The 18,892-nt window shown below is 69.1% G+C and carries 15 protein-coding genes and 1 riboswitch; of the genes, 5 read left to right on the top strand and 10 right to left on the bottom strand.

The genetic code is table 11. From position 1 onward, the window contains the following. Nucleotides 1-32: 32 nt before the first annotated feature. Complete coding sequence (locus BLT71_RS02810; RefSeq protein WP_091717398.1) at nucleotides 33-632, top strand: hypothetical protein; 600 nt, start codon at nucleotides 33-35, stop codon at nucleotides 630-632. Nucleotides 633-637: 5 nt separating this feature from the next. On the opposite strand, the gene BLT71_RS02805 is transcribed toward BLT71_RS02810, so the two are convergent. The 8 genes from BLT71_RS02805 to BLT71_RS02770 form a co-directional block, all read right to left on the bottom strand. After that, nucleotides 638-1,222: a histidine phosphatase family protein gene (locus tag BLT71_RS02805; protein ID WP_091717397.1), complete on the bottom strand. Its 585-nt coding sequence runs from the start codon at nucleotides 1,220-1,222 to the stop codon at nucleotides 638-640. A 96-nt stretch (nucleotides 1,223-1,318) separates the two neighbouring features. Beyond that, entirely contained in the window at nucleotides 1,319-2,188 is an 870-nt protein-coding gene (locus tag BLT71_RS02800) for an HAD family hydrolase (protein WP_091717395.1), read from the bottom strand. 287 nt (nucleotides 2,189-2,475) lie between these two features. After that, on the bottom strand, nucleotides 2,476-4,182 hold the full coding sequence (locus BLT71_RS02795) for a dipeptide ABC transporter ATP-binding protein (protein WP_091717393.1): 1,707 nt from the start codon (nucleotides 4,180-4,182) through the stop codon (nucleotides 2,476-2,478). Continuing rightward, a complete protein-coding gene (locus BLT71_RS02790; RefSeq protein WP_091717391.1) occupies nucleotides 4,179-5,168 on the bottom strand; it encodes an ABC transporter permease in 990 nt (329 codons plus the stop codon). The genes BLT71_RS02795 and BLT71_RS02790 overlap by 4 nt, the downstream gene beginning before the upstream one ends. An 8-nt stretch (nucleotides 5,169-5,176) precedes the next feature. Then, nucleotides 5,177-6,124 (bottom strand): ABC transporter permease, encoded by a 948-nt coding sequence (locus BLT71_RS02785; RefSeq protein ID WP_091717389.1) that lies wholly within the window; start codon nucleotides 6,122-6,124, stop codon nucleotides 5,177-5,179. Continuing rightward, a complete protein-coding gene (locus BLT71_RS02780; protein ID WP_091717387.1) occupies nucleotides 6,121-7,782 on the bottom strand; it encodes an ABC transporter substrate-binding protein in 1,662 nt (553 codons plus the stop codon). The genes BLT71_RS02785 and BLT71_RS02780 overlap by 4 nt, the downstream gene beginning before the upstream one ends. Beyond that, a complete protein-coding gene (locus BLT71_RS02775) occupies nucleotides 7,779-9,191 on the bottom strand; it encodes an NtaA/DmoA family FMN-dependent monooxygenase (RefSeq protein ID WP_091717385.1) in 1,413 nt (470 codons plus the stop codon). Before BLT71_RS02775 ends, BLT71_RS02780 begins: the two co-directional genes overlap by 4 nt. A gap of 11 nt (nucleotides 9,192-9,202) precedes the next feature. Further along, complete coding sequence (locus tag BLT71_RS02770) at nucleotides 9,203-10,297, bottom strand: LLM class flavin-dependent oxidoreductase (protein WP_091717372.1); 1,095 nt, start codon at nucleotides 10,295-10,297, stop codon at nucleotides 9,203-9,205. Nucleotides 10,298-10,332: 35 nt separating this feature from the next. Next, nucleotides 10,333-10,441: riboswitch (SAM riboswitch) on the bottom strand. A 215-nt stretch (nucleotides 10,442-10,656) separates the two neighbouring features. Here BLT71_RS02770 and BLT71_RS02765 point away from each other — a divergent pair. Together BLT71_RS02765 and BLT71_RS02760 are read left to right on the top strand one after the other, a co-directional pair. Beyond that, a complete protein-coding gene (locus BLT71_RS02765) occupies nucleotides 10,657-11,925 on the top strand; it encodes an LLM class flavin-dependent oxidoreductase (RefSeq protein ID WP_091717370.1) in 1,269 nt (422 codons plus the stop codon). A 40-nt stretch (nucleotides 11,926-11,965) separates the two neighbouring features. Then, nucleotides 11,966-12,343 carry a rhodanese-like domain-containing protein gene (locus tag BLT71_RS02760; protein WP_091717368.1) on the top strand — a complete coding sequence of 126 codons (378 nt, stop codon included), beginning with the start codon at nucleotides 11,966-11,968 and terminating at the stop codon, nucleotides 12,341-12,343. A gap of 93 nt (nucleotides 12,344-12,436) precedes the next feature. Here BLT71_RS02760 and BLT71_RS02755 read toward each other — a convergent pair whose 3' ends face one another. Next, nucleotides 12,437-14,092 (bottom strand): MFS transporter, encoded by a 1,656-nt coding sequence (locus BLT71_RS02755; RefSeq protein WP_231994425.1) that lies wholly within the window; start codon nucleotides 14,090-14,092, stop codon nucleotides 12,437-12,439. Between the two features lie 288 nt (nucleotides 14,093-14,380). Here BLT71_RS02755 and BLT71_RS02750 point away from each other — a divergent pair, with 288 nt between their 5' ends. Together BLT71_RS02750 and BLT71_RS02745 are read left to right on the top strand one after the other, a co-directional pair. After that, nucleotides 14,381-15,937, top strand: coding sequence for a PLP-dependent cysteine synthase family protein (locus BLT71_RS02750; protein ID WP_091717366.1), 1,557 nt, complete (start codon nucleotides 14,381-14,383; stop codon nucleotides 15,935-15,937). 1,255 nt (nucleotides 15,938-17,192) lie between these two features. Next, on the top strand, nucleotides 17,193-17,729 hold the full coding sequence (locus BLT71_RS02745; protein WP_091717364.1) for a GNAT family N-acetyltransferase: 537 nt from the start codon (nucleotides 17,193-17,195) through the stop codon (nucleotides 17,727-17,729). A 91-nt stretch (nucleotides 17,730-17,820) separates the two neighbouring features. Here the strand turns inward: BLT71_RS02745 and BLT71_RS02740 are convergent, their stop codons facing one another. Next, nucleotides 17,821-18,876 (bottom strand): type IV toxin-antitoxin system AbiEi family antitoxin domain-containing protein, encoded by a 1,056-nt coding sequence (locus tag BLT71_RS02740; RefSeq protein WP_091717362.1) that lies wholly within the window; start codon nucleotides 18,874-18,876, stop codon nucleotides 17,821-17,823. Between the last annotated feature and the right edge of the window lie 16 nt (nucleotides 18,877-18,892).

Genomic DNA, 18,892 nt, shown 5'->3' with positions numbered 1-18,892 from the left:
CATTTCCTACTTACCGGTAGTGTGTACCCAGAATGTTCACGCTGACAATCAACCAGACGGACAGCCGGCGCGATGGTGACCGGGTGCCGCAGTTACTCAAGGACCTGCGGCACATTCCCGCGCGCCTGGACTTTGACCGTTCGGTCGAGGACGAAGTCCAGGGAATCGTTGAATGCCCTGAACAGGCCGTGGAAGCGGCCCTGGTGGCCCTGCGCAGCGGCCAGTGGTACGTGGGAATCGGCGTCGGGCCTGTCAACGAGCCGCTGCCGAACCAGGTCAAGGATGCTTCCGGCCACGGCCTGGTGTACGCACGCCGGGCGGTGGACCGGCTGCGGAACAGCAAGGAGCGCGTTCCGGTGGCCGTCGAAGGGCCCCTTGCGGACATTGCGCACGACGCCGAGGCGGTCCTCCGCCTGCTGGGCCACATCGTCCGGGACCGGTCAGGCGCGGAATGGCGGGTGCTCGACCTGCTGACGCCGGGTGTCCGCGGCCAGCAAAAGGCCGTGGCCCAGGAATTGGGCATCACCACCCAGGCGGTCAGCAAAGCCGTGGCCCGGGCTCAGTGGAACGAAGAACACGCGGCCAGGCCGGCTGTTGCCCGGCTGCTGGCACTGATCCTTGAGGTGCGGTAGCGGCGCTACTTGGCTGTGGCCGCCATGACGGGCTCGCCGTTGAAGTATTCGAGCTGCCACCCGTCGATGGCGTGGTGGTGCGCCAGGTTCAGTGCGGCGTTGTCCACGCTGGGCAGGGTTTCGCCGATGGCCCGGCTGAGGCTGACGCGCAGAAGGGTGCCGTGGGTGACCACCAGGAGCCGCTGGCCGCTGAACTCCTTGGCGAGCGCTTCCAGGGCGCCGAGGCCGCGGCTGGCAGCTTCGTCCTCGCTCTCGGCCCCCTTGAAGCCGCCCGGGATCCGCAGCGCCTCCAGTTCGGGTCCGGCCTGCATGCCCTCGGCGGGCCCGAAGCTGCGCTCGGTCAGCTCCGGAACGCGCCGGGAGACCGTAAGGCCCAGCCCTTCGGCGATGAGGTCGGCAGTTTCCGCGGCACGGCTCAGCGGTGAGGAGACGATCGCGTCCCATTCGTACGGCGCAAGGACGGCGGCGGCGTCGCGCGCCTGGCCCCGGCCCACCTCATTCAGCGGAATGTCGGTAGACCCCTGCAGCCGGCGCTCGGCATTCCAGTCGGTCTGGCCGTGGCGGACGAGGGCAAACGTCGTAAGGGTCATGCCTTCCATTCTGCCTTGTACGCAGCCGGGTTACGGAACCGTGCCGAGGCGAGGGAGAACGCGTGGCCGCAGCCGCGGGCTATGGCGGCCGGAAGCCTACAAGAGGCTGCGCAGCACGTGCGCCGCGCCGTCGTCGTACACGGAATGGGTGACCTCGTCCGCGATGGCGATGACCTCCTCCGGGGCCTGGCCCATGGCCACCCCCCGGCCGGCCCAGCCGAGCATCTCGATGTCGTTCCTGCCATCGCCCACAGCCACCGTGCGGCTCGGATCGATGCCGAGCTGGAGGCGGAGGTTTTCCAGGGCGCTGGCCTTGGTCACCCCGGCGGCGGCGATGTCCAACCACGCCGTCCAGCCCACCGAGTAGGTGACGCCGGCGAGGCCGATGTGGTCGATGGCCTCGTTGAACTCCTCGGGAGTGTTCTCGGTGCTGAACACCACCACGCGCACGGCCGTGGCCTCGAGCATGGTCTGGAAGTCGACGCCGATGGCCTCGACGCCAAAGCTTGCATCCTGGAACCGCTCGGTGGAGAGGAAGTTGCCATCGGCGTCCTCGAGCGCGTACTTCGCTGAGGGGAGCCGTTCGCGGAGTGCCCGGAGGGCGGGCGCGGGATCGAAGGTGGCCTTGTGGATAATTTCGTAGCCGCCGTCGAGTTCGGGGTGCAGCCGCAGCGTCACGCCGCCGTTGCAGCACACCGCGTAGCCGCGTTCCACGCCGATCTTTTCGATAATGGGCAGCGTGGCGTTCAGGGACCGTCCGGTGGCGATCATCACCTCGTGGCCCGCTTCCACCACGGCCTGCGCGGATTCCCGGACCGCCGGGGACATGTGGCCGTCGTGGTCCACCAGGGTGCCGTCCACATCCAGGGCCACCATCAGTTGCCGGCCGTTGAGGGCGCTGTTGTTGGGTTCTGTGTTTCGCCGGTCATCGTTGCCGGCGACTGAGGTTTCAGTCAGGGTTGTCATTGTTCCAGTGAAACAGACGCCCCCAAACGCCGCTAGGACGCGCGCCACAGGTTTGTTGAACAGCCGGTAAATACTCACAGGTTGTCCACGCTGTGAATGTTTACCCGGGCACCGACCGTTTGGGCCGACAGCCGGGGCCGGGCTCGAATCCTAGGCTTGTTCGCAAATCCTGGCCCTAAGGGCTCTGATACGCGAACAAGCCTAGGAATTTGCGGGCGGCCAGACCCAGGCCCGCGAACAAGCCTAGGAATTTGCGGGCGGCAGCGCCCAAGCCGCCCCGTCAGGTCCTACACCTGCAGCGTCCGCCGGCCAGGTACTGCCGAGATCAGCTCCTGCGTGTACCCGTGTTCCGGCCGCTCCAGCACCGATTCCGTGGTTCCGGCCTCCAGCAGTTCCCCGCCGCGCATCACGGCCACGCGGTCCGAGATCTGCTGCACCACCGCGAGGTCGTGCGAGATGAAGAGGTAGCTCAGTCCGTCCTGCACCTGCAGTTCGGCGAGCAGCGCCAGGATCTGGGCCTGCACGGACACATCCAGCGCGGACACTGCTTCATCCAGCACCACCAGTTCCGGACGCAGTGCCAGGGCGCGGGCAAGGGCCACCCGTTGACGCTGCCCGCCTGACAGTTCTGCGGGATGCCGCCGCCCATAGTCGGCCGGCAGGTGCACCGCGTCCAGCAGCGCGGCCACCCTCGCCCGGCGGTCCGACGGCGTGCCCTCACCAAAGGCGCGCAGCGGTTCGGCCACGCTGTCCGCCACCGTGAAGCGGGGATCCAGAGAGGCGTAAGGGCTCTGGAAAACCACCTGGAAGCGGCGCCGGAGCTGGCGCAGCCGCTCGCCCCGCGCGGCGGTGAGGTCCTCGCCGTCGAACGTCACGGAGCCGCTGGTTGGTTTATCCAGCCGCAGCAGCAACCTGGCCACGGTGCTCTTGCCCGAGCCGCTCTCCCCTACCAGCGCCAGGGTTTCACCGCGCAGGATCTCCAGCGACACGTTGTTGACCGCGGTGAGGGTGCGCGGCCCCTTGGCAGTCCGCGGCAGGTGGAAGACCTTCCGCAGGTTCCGCGCCTCCACCAAGGGACCCTCGAAACTGGCAGTCCGAGGAACGGCCGCAGGAGCTGTGCCGTCCGGCCGGGCTACGCCGGCCACGGTTGGCCGGAGCCGTTTGGGACTCAGCCCTGGTGCGGCGGCGATCAGCTGCCGGGTGTAGGCGTGCCGGGGACTGCCCAGGACCTGCGGCGCTGAACCTGCTTCCACGATCTCGCCCCGGCGCATCACGATGATCCGGTCGGCGCGGTCCGCTGCCACGCCAAGATCGTGCGTGATCAGCAGGACGGCGGTCCCCCGCTCCGCGGTGAGCGCGGCGATGTTGTCCAGGATCTGACGCTGCACGGTGACATCCAGCGCGCTGGTGGGCTCGTCCGCGATCACCAGCCGGGGCCGGGCGGCGAGCGCGGAGGCAATCAGTACCCGCTGGCGCATCCCGCCGGAGAACTGGTGGGGGAATTGCCGGGCCCGGGATTCGGCGTCGTGAATCCCGCTCTCGGCCAGCAGCCGGACCGCGTCCCGGCGGGCGGCCTTCTTCGGTTGCAGCCGGTGGATGGTGAGCGCCTCGGCCACCTGCGCCCCCACGCGCTGCAGCGGATCCAGCGACGCCGTGGGGTCCTGCGGGATCAGCCCGATGTCCCGGCCCCGGACACCTTGCCATTCCTTCCGGGTGAGCCGGGAAAGGTCCGCACCGGCAAAGACCACGGAACCGGAATCCGTGCGGGCGTTACCCGGCAGCAGGTTGATGATGGCGTGCGCGGTGGTGGTCTTGCCGGACCCGGATTCGCCCACGATCGCTACCACTTCTCCGGCGTGGACCTCGAAGCTGACGCCGTGCACGGCTTCCCGGGGCGTGCCGTCCACCAGGTAGCTGACGCGAAGCCCCTCTACCTTCAGGAGCGGTTCGGCAGTTCCGGTGGGCGGGCTGTCCTGAGCAGGGGTAGCCGTCATGTCCTGTTCCTTTCGGGGTCCTGGAAAGCGTGCGAGATGCGGTTGGTGGAAAGGACGACGGCGGCAATCACCAGGCCGGGCAGGGTTACCAGCCACCAGGCAGCCACCAGGTAGTCGCGCCCGCCGGCCACCAGTGAGCCCCACTCGGCGGCCGGCGGCGGGGCGCCGAAGCCGAGGAAGCTCAGGGAGGAGATGGACAGCACGGCCATGCCGAACTCCAGGGCGGACAGCGCCAGCACCGGCCCGGCGGCATTTGGCAGGACATGCCGGAGCAGGATGCCGTGCCAGCGGACACCGGAGGACCGGGCCGCCTCCACGTAGACGGCCGATCCCACGCGGAGCGATTCGGCGCGCATGATGCGGGCGAAGTTGGCCACGCTGGCAATGCCCACCGCGATGGCGATGTTCACCGTGCCGAAGCCCAGCACCGTAATGAGCGCCAGGGACAGCAGGAGGCTGGGGATAGCGAGCAGGACGTCCATGACGCGCATGATGGCGTCGTCCACCCAGCCGCGCAGGAACCCTGCGAGGAGACCCAGCAGTGAACCCGCCACCAGCCCCACCGCTACCGCAACGGCTGTGGCCGCCAGGGACGTGGCGGAACCGTGCACCACCCGGGAGAACAGGTCCCTGCCCAGGCTGTCCGTCCCGAACCAGTGCTCGGCGGACGGCGGTTTGAGCCGGGCCGACGGAACGCCGGTGTCCGGCGGCCAGTGCGTAAAAGCCCCGGGGATCACGGCCCACAGGATCACCACGGCGATGACCAGGACGGCCAGGACCAGTCCGGGGCTTTTGGGCAGGACCCTCGCCGTGCGGGCAAGCCTGGCCACCGCAGACGGTGCTGCCTTACCCGGCACGACGGCGGCGGCCGCGGAGGTCTGTCCGGCGCCGGCCGCCGGTTCCCCTGCCTCCTCCCTCCCGGGGTAAGTCGCGCCAAGTGCGTCCGCTGCCGGTCCCGGGCTGTCCCGGAGAAGTTGCTGCGACATGCTGCCTCCTAGGCGGTGGCCTTGGCCGCGGTGTTGATGCGGGGGTCCACGAGCGGGTAGATCAGGTCAACAACCAGGCTGGTGATGACGAAGATGGCGGCGGCCAGTACCACGAGTGTCTGGACCACCGGGATGTCACGGCTGTTGACGGCCGTGACGGTGAGCCGGCCAATGCCGGTGCGCGAGAAAACCGTTTCGCTGACCACGGCCCCGGCCAGCAGGTTTCCCACCAGGATGCCCAGCATGGTCAGGGTGGGGATGGCCGCGTTGCGCAGGGCGTGGCCGAAGTGGATCAGCGCGTCGCTGGCCCCCTTGGCCCGGATCTGCTCAATGTACGGTTCGCCGAGGGTCTGGTGCAGGCTGCGGATGAGCAGCTGAGCAATCACCGCCGAGGTGGGGATCGCCAGGGTCAGCGCGGGAAGCACCAGGCTCTGGGCGCCGTCGTTCCCCAGTGCAGGAAACAGCCGGAGCCTGAAGGAGAAGAACTGCAGGAGCAGCAGCCCGATCCAGAAAGTCGGCACCGCGATGCCCAGCGGCGGCAGCGAGGCCACCAGCTGGCGGACCCAGCGGTTCCGGCTGAACGAGGCCGCGATGGCCAGCGCACTGCCCAGCAGTACGGCCAGCGCAAACCCGGCCGCCGCAAGCTTGATGGTTTCCGGCAGGACCTCCCCCACTGCCTGCGTGGCGGCCACACCGTTCTTGATGGACACGCCGAAGTCCAGCTGCAGGGCCTTGAACAGCGCTATCACGTACTGCTCGTGCAGCGGCCGGTCCAGCCCGTACTCGCTGCGCAGCTTGGCCACCAGCGCCGGGTCCACCGAGTTCTGTTCGTCCCCGCTGGCCATGATGCTCACGGCGTCCCCCGGGAGGAGGTAGAGGATCAGGAAGGACACGGTGTACGCGGCCCAGAGGACGAACGCCCCCTGCAGCAGCCGCCGGCCGACGTAGCGGATCACTGGGACAGCCAGGCGTCGTAGAAGTCCAGGCGGCTGGAGGCTTCGAACGCCAGGCCGTGGACCTTTTCGTTGGCGGAGATGGTGGTGGACAGTTCGTAGAGCGGGATCGAGTGGGCGTCCGTGATCAGGGTTTCCTGTCCCTGGTCCACCAGTTTCTGGCGGGCGTCCTTGTCCAGTGCTGCGGCCTGCTCGCCCAGGGTGTCGTCCACGGGAAGTTTCTCGCGCAGGTTGCTGCCGCCCCGGGCGGTGGTGGAAGCGAAGACGGTGCGCAGCACGTCCGGGTCGCTGCGGGTCAGGTTGCCGTAGGAGAAGTCGTAGTCTTTGCCGGCCTGCGCGGCGGTGACGTCGGCGATGGTGGTGAACTTCAGCTGAAGGTCCACGCCCACGGCTTTGAGCTGCTGCTGGACCAGTTCCAGGACTTCCTTGGGCGACTGCCAGTAGGTGACCTTGAAGGCGAGCTTCTCGCCGTTCTTTTCCCGGACTCCGTCCGCCCCGGCCTTCCAGCCGGCGTCCTCCAGAAGCTGCTTCGCGCCGTCGGGATCATGGGCCAGCAGCCCGCTGAAGTCCTTGAAGTACGGCGTGGTGTGGGACAGCACGCCCTTGGCGGGCTGGTCCTTTTCGGTCAGGAGAGTGGAGGTGATCTCCTCACGGTTGATGGCCTTGGAGATCGCCTGGCGGACAGCTGTTTCCTTGAGCTTGGGCGTGGACTCGTTCGGGTACAGGTTGTAGACGACGCCGGGGTTGGCCCTGGTTTCGTTCCAGAAACCGTTGCCGTTGAAGAGGGTGATGTCCGCCGCGGAGATGGCCGCCGTCGCGTCGATCTGGCCGGACTGCAGGCTGCCGGTGCGGTTGCCGGCCTCGGGAATGATCTTGAAGGTGACCGTGTCCAGGTAAGCCTCGCCCGTGTTGGTGTTGGTGGCGGCCGGCCAGCTGTAGCCGGCGCGGCGCTCCAGCACCGCTTCCTTGTCCACGGTGTAGCTCTTGACGTTGAACGGGCCGGACCCGGAGAACTTCCCGGCGCAGCGGTCCGCCTCGGACAGGGACGCTGACGACGGCGAAAGCAGTCCCAGCGTGAAGGTGGATGTTGCCTGCAGGAACTGGGCGTTCGGCTTGCTGAAGTCCACCACAACGGTCTGCGGGTCCTTGACGGTGATGGCACTGACGTCACTGAGGTAGGTGGAGCCCAGGCTCGCCTTGGCCCCCAGTGCCTTGATCGCTTCGAAGTTGGTCTTCACGGATGCGGCGTCAATGGCCGTGCCGTCCGCAAAGGTGGCGCCGGTGCGGAGAGTGAACGTGAAGCTGGTGGCATCGCCGTTGGATTCGAACTTCTCCGCCAGCCAGGGCACGATTTCGCCGGATGTCGGGTCCTGCGAGGTCAGCGACGCCACGGTCTGCCGGGCGATCGCGATCGCATCGTTGTTGCCCACCTGCTGCGGATCGATGCAGCCGCGGTCCACGGACAGGGCAAAGTTCAGGTTCCCGCCGGACACCGGGGTGGCGTCGGCGGTTTGCTGCGTGCCGGCGTCGGCCCCGCCTCCGCAGGCCGAGAGCAGCAGGGCTGCGGTTCCAAGGAGGCCGACGACGGCGGCGGGCCGGCGGAAGGGACCGGCGGGCAGGGTGCGGGGCTGGTTCGGGCGGGGCTGGTTGGAGCGGGTCATGCGACGTTTTCGCTTTCGGTCAGGCCGCCGTCCAGGGAGGCGCGGCGGGTCAGCGGGGCGCGGAGGCCCAGGTTTTCGCGGAGGTTGGTGCCTTCGTATTCGGTGCGGTAAACGCCGCGGTCTTGCAGGCGCGGGACGAGTTCGTTGACAATCTCGTCCAGCCCGCCGGGAACGATCCAGGGGGTGATGTTGAAGCCGTCAACGGCGCCGGCGTGGGCGTATTCGGCGAGCTTGTCGGCGATGCCATCGTAGGAACCCACCAGGCCGCGGCCGTTGAGCCGGGAGCGTGCGGCGACGAACTGGCGGATGGACTGGCCCTTGTCCTTGGCCTCCGCGCGCCACTGGGCCGCGAGTTCCTTGGCGCTTGCGCCGTGGAAGGCGTTGCCGCGGGTGGGGTTGGTGACGTCCACGACGGGGTCCGTTTCGGGAAGCGGACCGTCGGGGTCGTAATCGGTGAGGGTCCGGCCCCAGAACTGTTCCAGATACGCGATGGACGTCTCGGGGCCCACCTGCTGTTCGCGGACCCATTGGTGCTTCTCCTCCGCCTCGGCCTCGGTGGCGCCAAGGATGAACTCCTGGCCGGGGAAGATCTTCACGTCGTCGGCGGGTCGGCCAGCCTTGAGGGTGCGCGCCACGATGTCCTCGCGGAACCTTTTGGCGTCCTCGAGCTCGGCGTGCCGGGAGAAGATCACGTCGGCGTTCCGGACGGCGAAGTCCCGCCCGTCCGCCGAGTCGCCGGCCTGGAAGAGCACCGGATGGTGCTGTGAGGAGCGCGGCAGGCGGCCGGTGATGTCGACGTCGAAACTTGCGTCCGTGCGCCGGACGGGTGTGATGCTGCCTTCTTCTAGCCAGCGCCCGGCATCCCGGGACCCGGCGATTGCGCCGTCGGCCCAGGAATCCCAGATCGCTTTGGCTGTCTGGACGAAGGCCTCGGCCCGGATGTAGCGGTCCTCGTGCTTGAGGAACCCGCCGCGCCGGAAGTTGGCACCGGTCCAGGCGTTGTCCGTGGTGACGATGTTCCAGGCCGCCCGCCCGCCGGAGAGCAGGTCCAGGCTGGCCAGGCGGTGCGCCAGGTCTGCGGGATCGTTGTAGGTGGTGTTCTGGGTGGCCACCAGGCCGATGTTGGTGGTGACGGCGGCCAGGGCCGCGAGGGCTGTCTGGGCATCGGGGCGGCCGGCGACGTCGAGGTCGTGGATGCGGCCCAGGTGCTCGCGCAGGCGCAGTCCCTCGCCGAGGAAGAACGCGGAGAAGAGGCCGCGCTCCGCCGTCTGGGCCACCCGGCGGAAGGATTCGAAGTCCGTTTGGGACCCGCTCTCCGGAGTCTTCCAGACGGTGGTGTGGTTGACGCCCTGGAAGAAGACGCCGAACTGGATCTGGCCGTTGCCGGCGGGGCGGTGGTGGGTGCTCATGATGCTCTCTTTCAGGCCGCGGCGTAGCGGTTGGCGGGGCGGGGAAGGCCGAAGGTTTCGCGGAGGGTGGTTCCGGTGCGCGGTGCGGCCACACCGGCACGGCGCAGTTCCGGCAGCACCTGGGCGGCCAGTTCGGGCAGGTCAACGTCCAGGACGGCGGGGTGGAGCCGGACGCCGTCGGCTGCCCGGAACAGCTCGACCAGCAGCTCGACGAGCCCTGCCGCACTGCCGACGTACCTGGCGCCGCCCTGCCAGGGTTCGTACGCATCAAGCTCCGCGAGGCGCTCCGCCGCGGCCTGGCCACGGGAGTCGAGGACGACGTCGAGCTCCACCAGGGTGCGCGGGGTTCCGGCCGCTGCTGCCGCAGTCGCCGCGGCCGCCAGTCCGTCAACGGAACCGGCGGCGGCGAGCGCCACATCCGCTTCGACGGCGGGGATCAGGTCCGCCGGTGCGAAGACCACCAGCTGGCCCTGCAGCGGGCGGGGAATGATGGACGGGCCCTTCACGGAGAATCTGTCACCGTCAAAGTCGGCGTAGTGGAGCTTATCCCGGTCCAGGTAACGGCCGGTGGCTGCGTCCCGGATGACAGCGCCGTCCTCCCAGGAATCCCAGAGCCGGCGGCCGGCCTCCACCACGTCCGCTGCCTCGGCCAGGACATCGGCTTCGGCGAGTGCCTCGCGGCCCACGGACTGTGCCTCGGCGGGTTCGTTGGCGGCGCTGACCAGCCAGCCGGCCCGGCCGTGGGAGGAGTAGTCCAGGCTGGCCAACTGCGTGGCCACATGGAACGGCTCGGTAAACAGCGTTCCCGCTTCGGGAACCAGGCCGAGGGAGCGGGTCAGCGGAGCCGCGAAGGCCGCGCGCTGCACGGCGTCGATCCGGCCCGCGATGCCGGTGCTGCCGGCATCCAGTACGCGGGAATCGCGGAAGGTGGCCAGGTGGAAGCCTGCGATGTCCGCGGCCTGCACGGTTTCCCGTATCCGGCCGCCGCCCAGCAGGGCGCCGGGAAGGTGGGCGGCGCGGCGCCACGCAGCCGGGTGGGCGCCGTCGCCATCGAGCTCGAGCGCCACTATTTTGGAGCGCAGTTCAGGTACAGGTGTTGAAGCCATGGTTTCCTTCTTCAGGGCCGCAGGGCGGCCGGGACGACATTCACTTGCCGCGGGGCGGCCAGGTCTGTTTCCGGAGCACCCCGCCACAAAATGCCTGAGGGTTGCCGCAGCACCAGCCGGTCCTTGGCGTGCTGACTCTTGACCTATGGCTTGAATGTAGGAGCCGGTCCAATGCGTTGACAAACGCGGTTGTCGCGCGGCGTCAACGCAGGAAATCCCGCGTCAAACAGCGGTTTTTGGCGTCATCTGGGCTCTTCGGCCCACACCCGGAAGCGGGCTCCGTGACGGCCTGTTTCCCCGGGTTTAGCCCGGTGACAGGGCCGCTTGGGACCGGGTGGGCAGGCTCGTAGGGTCATGCCATGCCTACCGCTTCCGCTGTCCCCCTGTCAGTACTCGATCTCAGTCCAGTCCCTGCCGGGCAGTCGGCCGGTAACGCGCTGCGCAACAGCATTGACCTTGCTGTAGCGGCCGAGGGCCTTGGCTACCACCGCTTCTGGCTGGCCGAGCACCACCTGAACCCCGGCGTCGCCGGTTCCGCCCCGCACGTGCTCTCCGCCCTGGTTGCCGCGGCTACCCGGACCATCCGCGTGGGCACGGCCGCCACCATCCTGGGTAACTACCGGCCTCTGCAGGTGGCGGAGAATCTCGGCACGCTCGCGGCCGTGTACCCGGACCGGCTGGACCTGGGGTTCGGACGGTCAGGACAGCCCAGCACGCCGGCCGCGGATTCGACGGGTGCAGGACGGACGACGGCGGAGCCCGCCTCCGCCGTTTACGGCTCCGGCGCGGGTGCGGGCGGTGCTGGTGCTGGTGCGGACGGCACCGCGCTTCATGCGGGCTCAGCCGGCGCGGGCGCTCCGGCGCAACCGGACGAGGGAGCCCGGGTGGTGGACGGGCTCCTGGTCCCGGCGGCCCGGCGGCTCTTCAATTCCGTCCTCCCGCGGAAGTTCCGCCTCCAGGCCGAACTCCTGGGCCGCGAACCCGGCGACGCGGACAACTTCGAAAGCGACGTCCAGGACGTGATCGGGTTCTTCACCGGCGGCTTCCGGACCCGGCACGGCGAGGAAATCACTGTCACTCCGGCGCGGGGCACCACGCCCCAGTTCTGGATCCATGGTTCAACGGCCGGTCCCAGCGCCCGCCTGGCCGGGAAGCTCGGCCTGCCGTTCGGGGCGAACTACCACGTCTCCCCCGCCACCGTGCTGGATTCGGTGGCCGAGTACCGGGCCCATTTCAAGCCGTCGGCCGCGCTGGCGGAGCCATACGTCACCGTCTCCGCGGACGTCCTGGTGGCCGATGACGGGCAGACCGCCCGCACCCTTGGTGCCGGTTATGCCGCCTGGGTGCACAGCATCCGCACCGGCCACGGCGCCATCCCCTACCCCGCACCCAGTGACGGCGGCCGCCTGGATGCGCAGGCAGCCGCACCCGAAACCGGGGCTCCGGACCTCATCCGGGACCGGGTGGAAACGCGGTTCGTGGGCGGCGCGGCGCAGGTGGCGGACCAATTACGCGACCTGCAGCACGCCACGGGCGCCCAGGAACTGTTGATCACCACCATCGCCCACAACCACCGGCACCGCGTGCGCTCCTACGAACTGCTGGCTGCCGAGTGGGGCCTGGCCTGAAGTTTGTCCCATCACCATCCACACACGAGAAGGAAAAGTCATGACCACTGAAACCGAAACAGACACCCAGCTCGTCACGGCCGCAGAAGCCGCCCAACTGATTGCCGGCGGTGCATTGCTGGTTGACGTCCGCAGCGACGCCGGACGCAACAGCACCGGGGCAGTCCCGGGAGCACTGGTGGTGGACCGCGGGCGCGTGGAGGAGGATTTCGGCCCCGGTTCGGACAAACGCCTGGCGCAGGTTGAGGGCACGGACCAGAAGATCGTGGTGTTCTGCGGCTCCGTGAACGGCTCCGGCCCGGTTGCACGGAAACTTGAGCTGCTCGGTTACGCCAACGCGGTGCACGTTGACGGCGGTTTCCCCGCCCTGCGCGACGCCGGTGTACCGACCACCGGGCCCGTCGACACCGCTAGCTAGGCGTCCGCCGATTCCCTGGGCCGGGGAACCTGGCCCGGCACCGATCCCGGCACCGACAGGCGCCACCCGCCAAAGAACCTAGTCACTAGAAACTCAGTCGATAGGAACTGAGTCGACGGGAACTGAGCCGCGGGACACCGACGTGGCAGGCAGCGGTGCGCCGGGCACTGCGGCGCGGGCCGTCGTCGTACTTTCCTTTCCGGAGCGTGCGACGGCGGCCCTCGCCTTGCGTGCCGCCACAGCGATCCGCCCGGCGTCCGCCCCTCCGGCCAGCAGTGCGGCGGCCAGCAAGGCGCAACACAGCAGGATTCCCTGGTGGAAGGCCTCCCGGGCATTGCCACCGGAGGCACCCTCGCCTAGGAACATGCCAGCGGCCGCGGCGGAGCAGAGTGCGGCGGAGAAGCGCTGGCTGAGTTGGTAGAACCCCGCAGCCACGCCGGCCGCCCCTTGCGGGGCATGGGCCAGCGTGAGCGTTTGGTTGGGCGCCACCACCAGTCCTGTGGCCACGCCCTGCAAGAGCCCCACCCCGGCGACGATGGCTGCGGCAGCACCGGCGTCGAACCCCTGGACCGCCCAGTCCTTTGCCGGGAGGCAGGCCAGCCCCGCGGCGATGGCGGCCACGATTCCCGTCCTGCCGTACCGCGCAACGAACCTCCAGCTGAGGCTGGAGGCCAGCAGCATTCCGGCGGCCTGCGGTGCCAGGATCGCAGCAGCTGCCAGCGGCGGCAGGCCCGTTCCGGTCAGGAAGTACAGGGAGGTCACGGCCGCCATGGCCGCTCCGACGCCGAACTGGCACAGTGCCACCACCGTGCCCAGGAGATACCCGGGCGACCTCACCAGGGCCGGGCTGAGCAGCGGCGTGCGGCCGCGCCGGTGATAGAAAAACTCCCATCCCGCGAAGGCAAGTACTGCAACGGCACCCAGCGCTGCCCACAGGACTGCCACCGGGCCCGGACCGTAAATGGTGGGCACCAGCGATGCCACCACCACAGCACCCAGGAGCACTGCCCCGGGGACATCCACGGCGGAGCGGCGCGGTCCAGCCTCGCTTGAGCCGTGGACGCGGCTGGGGCTGTCTGAGCGGGCGGCGTCCGTGCCGTGGCTGCCTGTGCTTCCTGACCTGGCTTGGCCGGGCTGCGGCGTCGCCCGCGGAAGATAGACCAGGGCCAGCGGCACCAGGACCAGCACGAGCGGGACGTTGACCAGGAACAACAGCCGCCAGCTCAGGGCGGGATCGCCGGCGGACAGAATGATGCCGCCCACCACGGGGCCGCAGACGGCTGCCGTGCCACCGGCGGCCGCGTAGTAGCCCAGGGCCTTGGCCCGTCCGGAGCCGGTAAAGATGTCCTGGAGGAGGCCCAGCACCTGGGGATTCAGCGTGCCGGCACCCAGTCCCTGCAGCAGGCGGGCGGCGATGACGACGGCGGGATCCGATGCGAGTCCGCCGAGGAGGCTGAAGGCGCCGAACACGGCAATGCCGGCGATGAACAGTTTCCGGCGGCCCAGCAGGTCACCCAGCCGCCCGCCCGGGACCAGCGCGACGCCGAAGGCCAGGGAATAGCTGGCAAGGATCCACTGCACCTGCCCGCTGTCCGCGTGCAGGCCGGCTGCCATGGCAGGGACGGCCAGCACGAAGACCGATTGATCGAGCAGGGTCACGAACCCGGCGCCGAGGCACAGCCACAGCGCGGCCCGCGGTGACGGCGTGCCCCTGGTCAGTGGAGTGCTTGCCCCTGCGATTCGGCCCATATCGGGACCCTAAGCCCGGGCAGCAGGGCACTCCTCATCCGGCGTCGGAGCGTTAATCCCGGTGAAGTCCGGTTACCTGAGGCTTCCGTGAGGGGTCCCTGTGTGACAGGTCCCGTGACGCCGGCCGGGTGGGCGGAGCCGCAATTGCACATCGGGCGACATGCTGGGAAACGCGGCTCAAAATAGTTTGGGACGCGCCGCTGCGCGGTCCTACCGTGGCCGCATGACAGCCCTCCGCAGCGCCCCCGCAGTCCATCCCCGCCCGGTTCCGGACGCGGAGGTGACGGCGTGACCGTTTTTGAATCCGTCCTGGACGGCATCGGGGGCACGCCCCTGGTCCGCCTGCGCCGCCTCGGGGCGCGATTCCGTCCAAGGATCTACGCCAAGTTGGAATTCCAGAACATCGGCGGCAGCGTCAAGGACCGGGCGGCGCTGTCCATGATCCGGGCCGCCGAACGCGAGGGGCTGCTCCGTCCCGGCGGGACGGTGGTGGAAGGAACCAGCGGCAACACCGGCATCGGGCTGGCCATGGTGGCGGCGCAGCTGGGGTACCGGGCCGTGATTTTCGCCCCGGCGGCAACCGCTGGGGAGAAGGTCCGGCTGCTGCGGGCCTACGGCGCCGAGGTGCATCTGGTGGCCGATTTCGTTCCGCGCGACCATCCGGGCCATCTGGCTTCCCGGGCTGCCGCGTACACCGGAGCCACCCCCGGCGCGTGGCTTGCCCAGCAGTACGACAACCCCGCCAACCCAGCTGCCCACTGGCACACCACGGGCCCTGAGATCTGGGATGACACGGAAGGGTCCGTCACCCATCTGGTGGCGAGCGTGGGAACGGGCGGCACGCTGTCCGGCACCGGCGGTTTCCTGAAGGACGCCAGCGGCGGTTCGGTGCGGGTGGTGGCGGCTGATCCGGAGCATTCCCGGTACGGCGGCGGCGACGGTGCGCTGAAGTACGTGGAAGGCGCCGGCCATGCCCTGCACCCCGAATCCGTGGAGGACATCTGGCCGGAGGCGTTCGACACCGGCGTCGTGGACCAATACATCCGGGTCAGCGACCGTGACGCGATTTTTACCGCCCGGCGGGCAGCCCGCGAGGAGGGGCTGCTGACCGGAGCAACGGGCGGAACGGCGCTCGCTGCCGCACTGACCCTGGCAGAAGGCCTGGACGAGTCCCACACCATCGTGGTGGTACTTCCCGATTCAGGGCGGAACTACCTGTCCACCTATTTCGACGACGGCTGGCTCGCCTCCCTGGGCTTCCTCGAACCGGTGAGTCCCCGGGGAACCGTGCGGTCACTGCTGCCTTCCGTTGACGCCGGCGGACCGGCGCCCGGGGTGCCGCTTCTGCCGTCAGGGCAGGCTGTTGGCGAGGCGATCGCCCACCTCCGCGCACGGGGACTGGGGCCGGCCGATCCTGCTTTCCTGGTCCTGGACCGCGGCGAGCGGCACGGCACTGTCCACCCCAGGGAGGTCCTGGCTGCCGTAACCCTCGAGTCGCTGCAGGCGCTGGAGTCCCAGGCCGGGCCATCGGCGGCGTCCCTCCTTGCCGCAGTGCCCTACCGTGCGGTGGGGGTTGGAACACCTGTGCCCGGCGCTGCGGGCGACGACGGCGTCGGTGGGGCCGACGAAGGGGTGGCTGGCGAGGACGTGGCTGGCGGGAATGTGGCTGACGGCGATGAGCCCACCCGGGGCGCGCTTGTTGCTGCAGGCACAGGCACGTCAGCCCATGAAGTATTGGCGGTCCTGGTTGACGGGCGGATCACGGCAGCCGTGCCTGCCGGCTGGCGGGCCGGTGTACGGGGCGCGGACGCCGCGGCGGCGGGCTCAGTAACCTTCAGCCGGTAATGGAACACCATGCCGTCCTCGTTCTCACGGCTCCCTGAGATGCCGGCGACGGCCATCGAGGGACCGGCCACGGCCTCGGCCCAGGCATGGGCTTCGTCCCAAAAAACTTCCTGGGGCCAGCGCGGATAGTCGAGCAGCATGGCCACGGACAATGTCAGCTGCGGCGGCCCGTAGCCGGCGCAGGTGCCGAACCCCAGGATGTCCACCGACGAGCCTTCGGTGAGGAGCGACGGGTGCCGGGGCATCGTTGTCACGGCGCTTTCAAGCCCGTCCGCGTAGACGTCCCGCTGAGCAAGGGAGCAGAGCCGGGCGCGGAAGGCGGCCAGGTCTGCTCCGCAGAGCATGTTGATCCTATGGGTGAGAGTGGCTGGCACACGGTCTCCTGTGGTGGCTGGTGTTGAGGCTGCTGTTTGCGGTCCGGACAGGTGGCGTCACGGCACCGCGGCCCTGCCGGTCAAGGTCGCCGGCGCTGCTGCCGTAGGTTCCGGGGTGGGTGGTTCTGGGGTGCCGGCTTTTGAAGTGACATCATTTGAAGCGACGGGTGTTGCAGTGCGCGGCAGGAGTACTCCTGCGTCTGCCGTCCGGCGAGCCAGACGGACTCCTTCGAGGTGGCCGAACATCCGGCGCGTGCCGGCGTCGCTCCTGATCCAGATCACGCCGGAATCGGCCGTCTTGGCGTCCACGGTTCCGTGAAACGAGAACCCGTCAGGCAGGTGGACGTCAACCAGGTGCCCCGCGTCGAAACCTCGCCAGTCCTGGCCCTGATCAGCGGCTTCCTCGTGTCCACGGGCTGCCTTGCCCCCAGAGGATCTGCGCGGCTTGGCGGAGGATCCCCGCCGCCGTCGCGATCCCTGTCGCACGTTCACATCGGTACTGGGCCCGGCCGCATCCTTGCGGTGTTCGTCGCCAGCAGTTGCTCCGCCGGCCACTTCTTTGCGTGCCGCCGGCGCCGGAGGCCCCGGGTTTGCGTCCATTGGTTTCCCCCTGTTGATGCCTGTGCCACCACACAACCACCGGGGTGGGGGCATCACAACACTGTCCGCAATGCGCCGTCGCGCAAGGCAAAACATGTCCCCGTGTTGCCCTAAGTGACTGCCGGAGACGCCCTGTTTCCCGCTGGTGGGATGCGGCATTGCCCCACCGATAGCCTGTCGGTTCAAGGACCGGTCCAGCGCCGGTTGGAAGCACCGACCGGAGGCGCCGGTTGGAAGTAAAGACGAGGCAGGCCGAACCCCACGGCGGAAGGGCAGGAACATTGACAGTCCCCACACAGGCATTGGAGACCGCCGTGATCCGCGCGGCCCGGGAATCCGAATATGAGGCCGTCGGTGAGCTGACCTTCCGTGGTTTCGGGCACCACCTGCCGGGAGCCAAGCAGCCCGACGCCGAGCGGCTGGACCTGCTCGTAGACGCCAGGGCCCGGGCAGCGGCCGGCGACCTACTGGTAGCCGAGGACACCACAACCGGCGAACTGCTGGGCACCGTGACGGTGCTGCAGCACGGTTCCGCCCTGGCGCGCCAGGCCGAGCCGGGTGAAGCGGAAGTCCGGCTGCTGGCCGTGCTGCCCGAAGCCCGGCGCCGGGGACTCGGGTGGCTGCTGCTGGACCGGGCGTCGGAAATCGCCGTGGCACAGGGTGCAGAGCGGATCGTCCTCGACACCGGCGTGGACAACCACGGGTCCCAAAACCTCTACGAGCGGTACGGCTACGTGCGCCGCCCCGACCGCGAGAAGCCCCGGCCCGCACCCAAGGTCCAGCTCGCCGTCTTCACCCTGGACCTCGCAAGCAGCTAACCACTCCCCCGACTGGCCTGGCCGCACACGCCGCGCCTCCAACCCGCGCGCCGTCGAGCCCATTCCTAAGCTTCTTCGCAGAACCCCGCCTTCACGGTTCTGATCCGCGAACAAGCCTCTGACCAACGGCCACTGGCATCCCGGCACCCGGGCGAAGCCCGCCGGACAGCAGCTTCCGCCGGAGTTTGTCGGGATCCACCAGATCGGCCCACCGCCAGCGGACGAAGCCGTGGCCCAGCGCGCGGATCCGGTCCTCGCGGAGCTTCTCCCGGTAGACGGCTTCCTCTGCAGTCATCCCGTCCCGCTGCGCGGTCTCGACATACTTGCCCTTGCCGTCGAACTCCCCCACCACGCCCTGACGCGGCCACCAGAAGTCGCTCCTGCCAATGAAGCCGGCACCGTCGTTGAAGACGTGCTGCAGTGCGGGCTGCTCGAACCCGAGAAACTCAAAAACGGCCCGGCTGTAGGACTCTCCGACGGACTCGGGCAGCGGGCTGGCAAGGGCAACCACCCGTTCTGCGCGGCGCCGGCCAGCCGCCGTAGGAAGCTCTGCGATGCCGGCCGCAACTCCCGGCACGGTCAGCAGGCTGGCGCCGGGACCAAGGACGCCCGTCCCTCGAAGCCTGCGGGCAGCGCCATCGGCAACCACCAGGGCCTGGTCCAGCTTCTCGGATGCCAGGACATCCACCGTGGTCCGGATCAGCCCCGAACACAGGAATTCCCCAGACCGGGCCGGCTCCGGCACGGCTCCCAGCCGGTACCGGAGGGGGTAGGAACGCGTCAGCCGGACTTCCTCTGCCGCGCCGCTCTCGCCCAGGACCAAGAGGGTGGATTTGCGGGTTCCGCTGCGGCCGGGAAGGGTCGTGCCCAGTTCAACGCAGGGCGGCGTCCCCAGCGTGGGCAGCCCACTGGCAACGGCTGCCGTTTGCCCGCACAGAACCGCACCTTTGACGGACCTGGCCACCGCCGTCGTCGTCCATGCGAAGCGCTCGGAAGGGCGCGCCCGCAGCCAGTCCTCAGTGGGCATGTAAAAGCCGCGCCGGATCCGGACCAGCTGACCCGCCCGGAAGGCTCGGTGCAGGGTGTCGGTGGTGGCGCCGGTGCGCAGGATGGCAGCGGTATCGATCAGTCCAGGCGGGATCTCCATCCCCACAGAATGCAGG

It is taken from the genome of Pseudarthrobacter equi, assembly GCF_900105535.1.
In the GTDB taxonomy this organism is placed as follows: Bacteria; Actinomycetota; Actinomycetes; order Actinomycetales; family Micrococcaceae; genus Arthrobacter; species Arthrobacter equi.
Note: the sequence above shows the minus strand (reverse complement) of the source record. Positions and strands in the feature narration are given on the sequence as shown.